The organism is Clavibacter lycopersici (assembly GCF_003576405.1).
Classification (GTDB): Bacteria; Actinomycetota; Actinomycetes; order Actinomycetales; family Microbacteriaceae; genus Clavibacter; species Clavibacter lycopersici.
The window spans coordinates 1-9,277 of sequence record NZ_QWGT01000105.1; the positions used below are offsets into that span (position 1 = coordinate 1).

At 74.0% G+C, this 9,277-nt stretch carries 11 protein-coding genes; all 11 read right to left on the minus strand.

All coding sequences use genetic code 11. The features are described from left to right. A partial coding sequence (locus tag DZG00_RS08565) for an aliphatic sulfonate ABC transporter substrate-binding protein (RefSeq protein ID WP_119455535.1) occupies positions 1-905 on the minus strand: 905 nt, incomplete at its 3' end. Between the two features lie 127 nt (positions 906-1,032). Next, entirely contained in the window at positions 1,033-1,899 is an 867-nt protein-coding gene (locus DZG00_RS08570; RefSeq protein ID WP_199689805.1) for an ABC transporter ATP-binding protein, read from the minus strand. 91 nt (positions 1,900-1,990) lie between these two features. Continuing rightward, a complete protein-coding gene (gene nusB / locus DZG00_RS08575; protein WP_119381885.1) occupies positions 1,991-2,404 on the minus strand; it encodes a transcription antitermination factor NusB in 414 nt (137 codons plus the stop codon). 5 nt (positions 2,405-2,409) lie between these two features. Next, on the minus strand, positions 2,410-2,973 hold the full coding sequence (efp, locus tag DZG00_RS08580) for an elongation factor P (protein WP_119381886.1): 564 nt from the start codon (positions 2,971-2,973) through the stop codon (positions 2,410-2,412). A gap of 109 nt (positions 2,974-3,082) precedes the next feature. Further along, positions 3,083-3,523, minus strand: a complete 441-nt coding sequence (locus tag DZG00_RS08585) for a type II 3-dehydroquinate dehydratase (protein ID WP_119381887.1) — start codon at positions 3,521-3,523, stop codon at positions 3,083-3,085. 19 nt (positions 3,524-3,542) lie between these two features. After that, positions 3,543-4,328, minus strand: a complete 786-nt coding sequence (locus DZG00_RS08590; protein ID WP_119381888.1) for an SDR family oxidoreductase — start codon at positions 4,326-4,328, stop codon at positions 3,543-3,545. After that, a complete protein-coding gene (aroB, locus tag DZG00_RS08595; RefSeq protein ID WP_119381889.1) occupies positions 4,325-5,455 on the minus strand; it encodes a 3-dehydroquinate synthase in 1,131 nt (376 codons plus the stop codon). The genes DZG00_RS08590 and aroB overlap by 4 nt, the downstream gene beginning before the upstream one ends. Continuing rightward, a complete protein-coding gene (locus DZG00_RS08600) occupies positions 5,452-5,943 on the minus strand; it encodes a shikimate kinase (protein ID WP_119381890.1) in 492 nt (163 codons plus the stop codon). The genes aroB and DZG00_RS08600 overlap by 4 nt, the downstream gene beginning before the upstream one ends. 2 nt (positions 5,944-5,945) lie before the next feature. Then, on the minus strand, positions 5,946-7,184 hold the full coding sequence (gene aroC / locus DZG00_RS08605; protein WP_119381891.1) for a chorismate synthase: 1,239 nt from the start codon (positions 7,182-7,184) through the stop codon (positions 5,946-5,948). A 39-nt stretch (positions 7,185-7,223) separates the two neighbouring features. Then, on the minus strand, positions 7,224-8,114 hold the full coding sequence (locus DZG00_RS08610) for a shikimate dehydrogenase (protein WP_119381892.1): 891 nt from the start codon (positions 8,112-8,114) through the stop codon (positions 7,224-7,226). Further along, positions 8,107-9,277 (minus strand): endolytic transglycosylase MltG (mltG, locus tag DZG00_RS08615; protein ID WP_233550107.1); only part of this gene is annotated, 1,171 nt, incomplete at its 5' end. The genes mltG and DZG00_RS08610, both read right to left, overlap by 8 nt.

Here is a 9,277-nt window from a genome sequence, read left to right on the forward strand (position 1 = left end):
GCGTCGCCCGGCACGGGGCTGACGCCGAGGTTCGTGCGGTCGATGACCGTGGACGCCACGGCGGGGTCGATCGCGGCGGCCTGCGCGAGGATCGCCGCCGTCTCGTCCGGGTGGTCGACGGCCCAGGCGCGCGCCTCCTCGTACGCATCGACTACGGCCTGCGCGAGGTCGGGCGACGCGTCGAGGAACGACTGCGTGGCGTTGAGGAACCCGTAGGTCGCGAAGTCCACGTTGCGGTACAGCAGCGTGGATCCCGCCTCCGCCTCGCTCGCGGCCATGAGCGGGTCGAGCCCGGCCCACGCGTCGACCGAGCCGTTCTCGAGGGCCGCGCGGCCGTCGGCGTGCTGGAGGTTCTGGATGGTGACGTCGGACGCGGGGATGCCTGCCTCGTCCAGCGTCTGCAGCAGGAAGAAGTACGGGTCGGTGCCCTTCGTCGCCGCGATGTCGGCGCCGCGGAGCTGGTCGACGCTCGTGATGGGCGATCCCTTCGGCACGACGATCGCGGTCCACTCGGGCTGCGAGTACACGTCGATGGTGCGGATGGGCGAGCCGTTGGCGCGGGCGAGGAGCGCCGCGGATCCGGCGGTGGATCCCACGTCGACGGCGCCCGCGCGCAGCAGCTCGTTGGCCTTGTTGGAGCCCGCGCTCTGCACCCAGTCGACCGTGACGTCGGATCCGAGCCTCTTCTCGACGAGGCCCTGGTCCCTCACGATGAGGCTGAGCGGGTTGTAGGTCGCCCAGTCGAGGGTGAGCGTGTCGGCGCTCCAGCCGGCGGGGTCCGCGGTGGCGTCGGCCGCGGGGGCGACGGACGAGCCCTCCCCCGCGGCGCAGCCCGCGAGGAGCATGACGGCGGCGCTCGCGAGCGCGAGGGCGGGGAGGGATCTGCGGGGCAGGAGACGGGTCACGGTGGGTCCTCGGTGCGGTGTCGGGTGATGCGGTGTCGGTCGGTGCGGTGTCGGTCGGTGCGGAGTCGGTCGGTGCGGAGTCGGGTGATGCGGGTGGCGGTCGGGCGGGTGGCGGTGCGGGTCCGGCTCAGCGCGCCCGGTGGCCCGGCACGCCGAGCCCCTCGAGCAGCTCGGCGCGGAGGGCGGCGAGGGTCGCGTCGCCGCGGTCGCGGGGGCGGGATCCGGGCACCTCGAGCACGCGGCGCACGGTCGCGCCGGGTGCCGCGCCCTCCTCCGGGTCCGGGCCGAGCAGCACCACGCGGTCGGCGAGGTGCAGCGCCTCGTCCACGTCGTGCGTGACGAGGAGGACCGTGGTCGGGATCGCCGCGTGCACGTCGAGCAGGAGGTCCTGCATCCGGAGGCGGGTGAGGGCGTCGAGCGCGCCGAACGGCTCGTCGAGCACGAGGACGCGGGGCCGCCGCGCGAGGGCGCGGGCGAGTGAGGCGCGCTGGGCCATGCCGCCGGAGACCTGCCGGGGGCGGAGGTCCGCCGCCTCGGCGAGGCCGGTGAGCTCGAGCAGGTCGCGCACGCGGGCGTCGCCCTCCGCGCGCGGCACGTCGCGCGGCAGGCCGAGGCGCACGTTCGCGCGGACGGTGCGCCACGGCAGGAGCCGCGGCTCCTGGAACGCGACCGCAGAGCGCTGGTCGACGTCGGCGACGGGCGTGCCGTCGATGCGGATGGATCCGGCGTCGGGCCGGTCGAGTCCGCTCACCTGGCGGAGGAGGGTCGACTTGCCGCAGCCGGACGGGCCGAGGACGGCCACGACGTCGCCCGCGGCGAGGTCGAGGTCCACGTCGCGGAGCACGGTCCGCCTGACGCGGGATCCGTCGACGGCGAAGGAGCGCCCGACCCCGCGCAGCTCGACGGCGCCGGCGGAGCCGGGCGCGAGCTGCGCTGTCGGATCCGACGACGCGGGAGCGCGATCGGGTCGCGAGGCGGGTGCGGTGACGGGCATGACCCGACGCTAGGGCGACGCGCCCTCGCGCGGATCCCCGTGCGTCACACGCCGTCGCGCTTCGTCACGCGGCGTAACGCCGGTGGCGCGATCAGGCCTGCGTCGCCGCGATCCGCGCCAGCATTCCGTTCACGAACGACGCCGACTCGTCCGTCGACAGCGACGACGCGAGGTCGACGCTCTCCGAGATGGCGACGCCGTCGGGGACATCGGCGTTGAAGAGGATCTCCCAGATGCCGATGCGCAGGATCGCGCGGTCGACGGCGGGCATGCGGGCGAGGGTCCAGTTCACGGAGTACGTCTCGATGAGCTCGTCGATCTCGTCCTGGTGCTCCACCACGCCCTCCGCGATCTCGCGGGCGTATGCCCAGGACGCCTGCCGGTCGGGCTCCGCGGCGGCCCGCTGCTGCTCGACGGCGAGGGTCGCGGGGATCGTCTGCCCGCGGATGTCGGCGACGTAGAGGACGTCGAGGGCGCGCTTGCGCGCCTTGGTGCGTGCGCTCACCGGGGTCAGTCGGTGACGCGGCTGAGGTAGTCGCCCGTGCGGGTGTCCACCTTGACGCGCGTGCCCTGCTCGAGGAAGAGCGGGACCTGGATCTGGTGGCCGGTCTCGACCGTCGCGGGCTTGGTGCCGCCCGTGGAGCGGTCGCCCTGCAGGCCGGGCTCCGTGTACGTGATGGTGAGCACGACGGACGCGGGCAGCTCGACGTAGAGCCCCTCGCCGTTGTGCAGCGCCACGGTGACGTTCTGGTTCTCGAGCATGAAGTTCTTGGCGTCGCCGACCTGCGCGGCCGACAGGGTGATCTGGTCGTAGTCGCTCGTGTCCATGAACACGAAGTTCTCGCCGTCGGCGTAGAGGTACTGGAAGTCGCGGCGGTCGACCGTCTCGGTCTCGATCTTCGCGCCCGCGTTGAACGTGCGGTCGACGACCTTGCCGCTCATGACGTTCTTGACCTTGGTGCGCACGAACGCGCCGCCCTTGCCCGGCTTCACGTGCTGGAACTCGATGACGGTCCACAGCTGGCCGTCCATGTTGAGGACGACGCCGTTCTTGATGTCAGCGGTAGAGGCCATGCGGGGAGGATCCTTGCCTGTTCGACGTGCGGGAGGTGCGGCGTCGGTGCGGCCGCGCGGGGATGCCGGTGCCGACCGTGCGGGCGGCGGGGCGATCCGAGGGATCAGCCTAACGGGTGCCGGTCACGACGTGCGCGAGGGCCAGGAGGTAGGACCCGGTGCCGAGGCCCGCGATGACGCCGGTGGCGACGGGCGAGATGACGCTCTGGTGCCGGAACTCCTCGCGCGCGTGCGGGTTGGAGATGTGCACCTCGATGAGGAGGAGGCCGGCCTTCGTCACGAGCGCCGCGGCGTCGCGCAGCGCGTACGAGTAGTGCGTGAAGGCGGCCGGGTTCATGATCACCGGGGTCGCCGTGTCGACGGCCTCGTGCAGCCAGCCGATGAGGGTGGCCTCGTCGTCGGTCTGGCGCAGGTCGATCTCGACGTCGTCGGGCGCGAAGGCGACGAGCTCCCGGCGGAGGTCGTCGAGGGATCCGGTGCCGTACACGTCGGGCTCGCGGCTGCCGAGCCGTCCGAGGTTGGGGCCGTTGAGGACGAGCACGCGTGACATGCGAACAGCCTAGGGCGGGTCAGCCGACGCTCTGGCCGCCGTCCGAGCGGATGCGCTGCCCGTTGATCCAGCCGCCCTCCGCCGACAGCAGGAAGCACACGAGCGCCGCGGCGTCGCGGGGCTCGGCGAGGCGCCCGCGGGGCGTGGCCTGGCGGAGGCCCTCGCGCAGCTCGGGCGTGAACCAGCCGGTGTCGGTGGGCCCGGGATCCACGAGGTTGGCGGTGACGCGCACGTGCTCGAGCTCGCGTGCCGCCGCGATCACGATGCGGTCGAGCGCCGCCTTGCTCGCGCCGTACGGCACGTTCCCGACGACGTGGTCGCTCGTGAGCGCGACGATGCGGCCGGCGCCGGGCTCGGCCCGGTACCGGCGCGCGAAGCCCTGGATGAGCTGGAGCGACGCCCGCACGTTGACCGCGAGGTGCCGGTCGAGGCTCTCCACGGTGGTGTCGAGGAGCCCGCTGTCGACGGACTCGGCGTGGCTGAGGACGAGGCCCGTGATGGGTCCGAGCGCGCGCTCGACCTCGTCGAGGATCCGCTCGGCCGCGTCGGTGTCCATGAGGTCGGCCTCGATGGCATGCGCCCGGCCGCCGGCGCGCTCGACCGCCTCGGCCACCCGGGCCGGGTCCTCGGGCTGCCGGCCCCACGGCATGCGGGCGTCGTACGCGGACCAGTAGGAGAAGGCGACGTCCCAGCCGCCGAGGGCGAGGTCCTCGGCGATGGCCGCGCCGAGACCCGCCACCCGGCCGACGCCCGTGACCAGCGCGACGGGCCGCGCGGGCGCGTCGGGATGCGCGGGATCCGTCACGACCCGATCTCCTGGTACGCCGCGAACAGCAGCGCCTCCTCTGGCCCGTTGAGCACGCTCGCGCGACCGACGCCGTCGAGCACGATGAAGCGCATCATGTCGCCGCGCGCCTTCTTGTCGCGCTTCATGCTGGCGACGAGCGTGGGCCAGCGGCCGACGGGGTAGCTGGTGGGCAGGTCGAGCGAGTCGAGGATCCGCCGCTGCCGGTCGACCGCCTCGTCGGGGAGCGAGCGGGTGAGACGGGACAGCTCCGCCGCGAACATCATGCCCACCGCGACGGCCGCGCCGTGCCGCCAGCGGTAGCGCTCCGCGTGCTCGATGGCGTGCCCGAGCGTGTGCCCGTAGTTGAGGATCTCGCGGCGCCCCTTCTCGGTGAAGTCCTCCCCCACGACCTCGGCCTTCATGGCGATGGACAGCTCCACCACACGGCGGAACTCGGGGCTCGTGGGATCCGTGACGCGCGCCACGTCCCGCTCGACGATGTCGAGGATCTCCGGCACCGCGATGAACCCGGCCTTCACGATCTCCGCGAAGCCCGTGACGATCTCCTCGCGCGGCAGGGTCGCGAGCAGGTCGAGGTCGACGATCACGGCGGTCGGCGCGTAGAAGGCGCCGACGAGGTTCTTGCCCTCGGACGTGTTGATGCCGGTCTTGCCGCCGACGGCCGCGTCGACCATGGCGAGCACCGTCGTCGGGATCTGGATGAGCATGACGCCGCGCAGCCACGTCGCCGCGACGAAGCCGCCGAGGTCGGTCGTGGCGCCGCCGCCGAGCGTGATGACGGCGTCCGAGCGCGTGAAGTCCGTGGTGCCCATGATCTTCCAGCAGAACGCGGCGACCTCGACGCGCTTGGCGCCCTCCGCGTCGGGCACCTCGGCGAGGTACACCTCGACGTCGCCCTGCAGGCGCTCGCGCAGCCTGGACGCCTCCTCGGCGAGGGCGGGCGCGTGCACGATGAGCACCTTGCGGACGCGCGGGCCGAGCAGCGCGCCGACGCCGGCGACGAGACCGCGACCCACTGTCACGTCGTACCCGGGCGTGCCGGAGACGTGGATCACGGTGGGCGCGTCGGGCTCGGCCGCGGCGGCCTCCGCGGCGGCGGTCTCGGTGGGGGTCGCTTCGGTCATGGCTGCCTCTCCCGGGCGAAGCGCTCGATCTCGCGGACGATGCGCGGGAGCGGGCGGTCGGAGGTGTCGATGGTCAGGTCGGCGAGCGAGCGGTACAGCTCCTCGCGGTCGGCGACGATGCGGCGCCAGCTGTCGAGGCCGTCGACGAGCGGGCGGTCGTGGCCGCGGATCCGCGCGCGCACGGCGTGCTCGCTGACGGTGAGGAGCACGACGCCGCACGTCTCGAGGTCCGCGCGCGTGGCGGGGTCGAGCACCGCTCCCCCGCCGAGCGACACGACGCCGTCGTCCGCGAGCGCGGCGACGACCGCAGCGCGCTCCAGCTCGCGGAACCGCGGCTCGCCGTGCTCGCGGAAGATGTCGGCGATGGATCCGTGCGCGTCCACGATCGCGCGGTCGGTGTCCGTGAACGGCAGCCCCAGGGCCTTCGCCACCCGGCGGCCGACCGTGGTCTTGCCCGCGCCGGGCGGGCCGATCAGGACGACCGGCACGATCAGGCCTCGGGCGGCGCGGGCGGAGCGGCGTCCGCCTCGTCCACGAGGTCGGCGCCGGTGCGGCGGCCCTCGGGGATCGCGTCGAGGTAGCCGCGCATGTTCCGGAGGGTCTCCCCGACGGAGTCGCCGCCGAACTTCTCCAGCACCGCGTCGGCGAGCGTGAGGGCGACCATGGCCTCGGCGACCACGCCCGCCGCGGGGACGGCGCACACGTCGGAGCGCTGGTGGTTCGCGGGGGCGGCGCCGCCGGTCGCGGTGTCGATGGTGCGGAGGGCGCGCGGGACGGTGGCGATGGGCTTCATGCCCGCGCGGACGCGGAGGACCGTGCCCGTCGACATGCCGCCCTCGGTGCCGCCCGCGCGGTCCGTGGACCGGCCGATGCCGCCGGCCGTGGAGAACAGCTCGTCGTGCGCCTCGGATCCGCGGCGCGTGGTCGTGAGGAAGCCGTCGCCGACCTCGACGCCCTTGATCGCCTGGATTCCCATGAGCGCGGCCGCGAGCTTCGAGTCGAGGCGGCGGTCCCAGTGCACGTGCGAGCCGAGGCCGGGCGGCAAATCGTAGGCGAGCACCTCGACGACGCCGCCGACCGTGTCGCCGCTCCGCTTGGTGTCGTCGACCTCGTCGACCATGCGGGCGCTCGTCTCGGGGTGGAAGCAGCGCAGCGGATCCGCGTCGAGCGCGTCGACGTCGGCGGGTGTCGGCAGCGGTGCGCCCTCGGGCACGCGGACGGGGCCGATGGCGAGCGTGTGGCTGACGAGCGTGATGCCGAGCTCGGCGAGGAACGCGCGCGCGACGGCACCCAGGGCGACGCGGGCGGCGGTCTCGCGGGCGCTGGCGCGCTCGAGCACGGGACGCGCCTCGTCGAAGTCGTACTTCTGCATGCCGACGAGGTCGGCGTGGCCGGGGCGGGGGCGGGTGAGGGCCGCGGCGCGCGCGCCCTGCAGCTTCTCCGGATCCACCGGTTCGGGGCTCATGATGTCGACCCACTTGGGCCACTCCGTGTTGCCGATCCGCACGGCGATGGGGCTGCCGAGCGACAGCCCGTGCACCACGCCGGTCGACAGGCTCAGCTCGTCCTGCTCGAACGCCATGCGCGCGCCGCGGCCGTAGCCGAGCTTGCGGCGGGCGAGGTCGGCGCGGATGCCGTCGAGGCTGACGGGCACGCCCGCGGGCAGGCCCTCCAGGACGGCGATGAGTTCGGGGCCGTGGGATTCCCCGGCGGTGAGCCAACGCAGCATGGCCCCATCCTCCCACAGCGGCAGGGACGGACCGGCGGGTCAGGCGCCCGTCCAGGGCCTTCCGGGATCGCGGCCGACGCTCTGGAGCATCACCGCGAGCACGCGCTCGTCATCCGGCAGCGGCGCCTCCGCGTCGCCGCCCGCGAACAGACGCACCTGGCCGAGCGCCTGGTGCACGAGCATGTCGATCCCCGGCACGACCCGGCCACCCGCGCGCTCCCAGCCCGACGCGATCCCGGTGGGCCACGGCGCGTACGTGACGTCGAGGAGGATCCGGTCGTCCCGGAGCGCCGACGGCAGGGCGATCCCGGCCGCCGCGTCCCCGGGCAGCGTGCAGATCGCCGCCTCCGCGCCCGCCAGGGTGACGGCCGTGTCGTCCAGCGGCGCCATCCGGAGCACGATGCCCAGCTCGTCGGCCAGGGGCTCCAGCTCGCGCGCCTGCTCCGGGCGCCGCGCCACGACCGTGACGCGCGCCGCTCCCAGGTCGCGGAGCGCCACCAGCGCGGACCGGGCGGTGGATCCGGCGCCCAGCACGACGGCGTCGGTCACGCCGCCGACACCCGCGCCTCCCAGCGCTCGCACGATGCCGGCGACGTCCGTGTTCGCGCCGCGGCGCGCGATGGCGCCCGTCGCGTCCCGCTCCAGGAGGAGCGTGTTGGCCGCGCCCGCGAGCCGGGCCGTGTCGTCGATCCGGTCGAGGAGCGGCAGCACGTCGCGCTTCAGCGGCATCGTGAGCGAGAGGCCGCGCCAGCCGGATCCGAGGCCGTCGACGAACGCGCGGAGGTCTCCCCCCGTGCACTCGACCGCCTCGTAGGACCAGTCGAGCCCGAGCACGTCGTACGCCGCGCGGTGCAGCCGCGGCGAGAGCGAGTGCGCGATGGGGCTGCCGAGGACCGCCAGCCGCACGGCCGGCGTCCGCGGATCAGCCATTCCCGGGGTTGTCCCTCATGAACTGCTGCCACTGCGCGACGGCCTTGAGATGGTCGTCGTAGTCCTCCGAGAACACCGTCTCGCCCGTGATGGTGTTCACCGTCACGAAGTACAGCCACGGGCCGTCCGCCGGGGCGATGGCGGCCTTGATGGCGAGGTCGCCGGGGTTGGAGATGGGACCGACCGGCAGGCCCGGGTGCACGTAGGTGTTGTACGGGTTGTCGTCGGCGCGCTCCGCGTCCGTGGTCGTGACGCGCCCCGAGGACTCCGCCCCGTACGCCACCGTGGCGTCCGACTGCAGCGGCATGCCGATGTCGATGCGGTTCTGGAAGACGCGCGACACCTTGTAGAAGTCGCCCTCGAAGCGCGCCTCCTTCTGGATGAGCGCCGCCATCGTGAGCACGCGGTGTCGGTCGGCGGCCGGTACCCCGGCCTGGTCCAGGGCCTGGAAGGTGCGGCCCACCATCGCCTTGACCATGTCGGCGGCCGAGGTGCCCGGCGGGAAGTCGTAGGTGGCCGGGAAGAGGTAGCCCTCGATGCTCGGCGCCTCGGCGGGGATGCCGAGCGCGGTGCGATCCGCGGCGGCCGCCTCGAGGTCGGCGACGGGGGTGCCGGTGCCCTCGGCGACGAGCTCGAACGCCTGCGCGGCCGTCTGGCCCTCCGGGATGGTGACCTTGGCCTGCACCTGGCTCGACGGATCCTGCAGCATCGCCAGCGCGGACGCCGCGCTCATCTGCTTCCGCAGCGTGTAGGTCCCGGGCTGGAAGACGACCTCGCCGCCCGAGCCCACGACCGCCTGGTAGAAGGCCTTCGAGGTCTTCACGACGTCCTGCGCGGCGAGGGTGTCGCCGATGGTGCTGCCGGTGTCGCCCGTCTTGACGACCACCTGCACCTCACCCGAGCCCTCGCCGTCGTAGTCGGTGGGCTCGGCGGGCGTGAGCAGCGCGGACACGACCGGGCCGAAGAGCGACGTCGCGATGACGGCCGCGCCGCCGAAGAGCACCACGAGCAGGACCAGGACGTACGGCCACTTGGGGTGGCGGCGCTTCGGCTTCGGGGCGGCGGTCGGGGGCGGCGTCCTTCGGCCTGCGCCGCGCGTCTCTCGCGACGGCGTCGCAGCGGGCGGGGAGGTGCGCGCGGATCCGGCGGGGGACGCGGACGCG

Excerpts from the sequence above, each read along its gene's own strand:
- DZG00_RS08570 (WP_199689805.1), bottom strand. The coding sequence starts at position 1,899 with ATGCCCGTCACCGCACCCGCCTCGCGACCCGATCGCGCTCCCGCGTCG.
- efp (WP_119381886.1), bottom strand. The coding sequence starts at position 2,973 with ATGGCCTCTACCGCTGACATCAAGAACGGCGTCGTCCTCAACATGGAC.
- DZG00_RS08585 (WP_119381887.1), bottom strand. The coding sequence starts at position 3,523 with ATGTCACGCGTGCTCGTCCTCAACGGCCCCAACCTCGGACGGCTCGGC.
- aroB (WP_119381889.1), bottom strand. The coding sequence starts at position 5,455 with ATGACCGAAGCGACCCCCACCGAGACCGCCGCCGCGGAGGCCGCCGCG.
- aroC (WP_119381891.1), bottom strand. The coding sequence starts at position 7,184 with ATGCTGCGTTGGCTCACCGCCGGGGAATCCCACGGCCCCGAACTCATC.
- DZG00_RS08610 (WP_119381892.1), bottom strand. The coding sequence starts at position 8,114 with ATGGCTGATCCGCGGACGCCGGCCGTGCGGCTGGCGGTCCTCGGCAGC.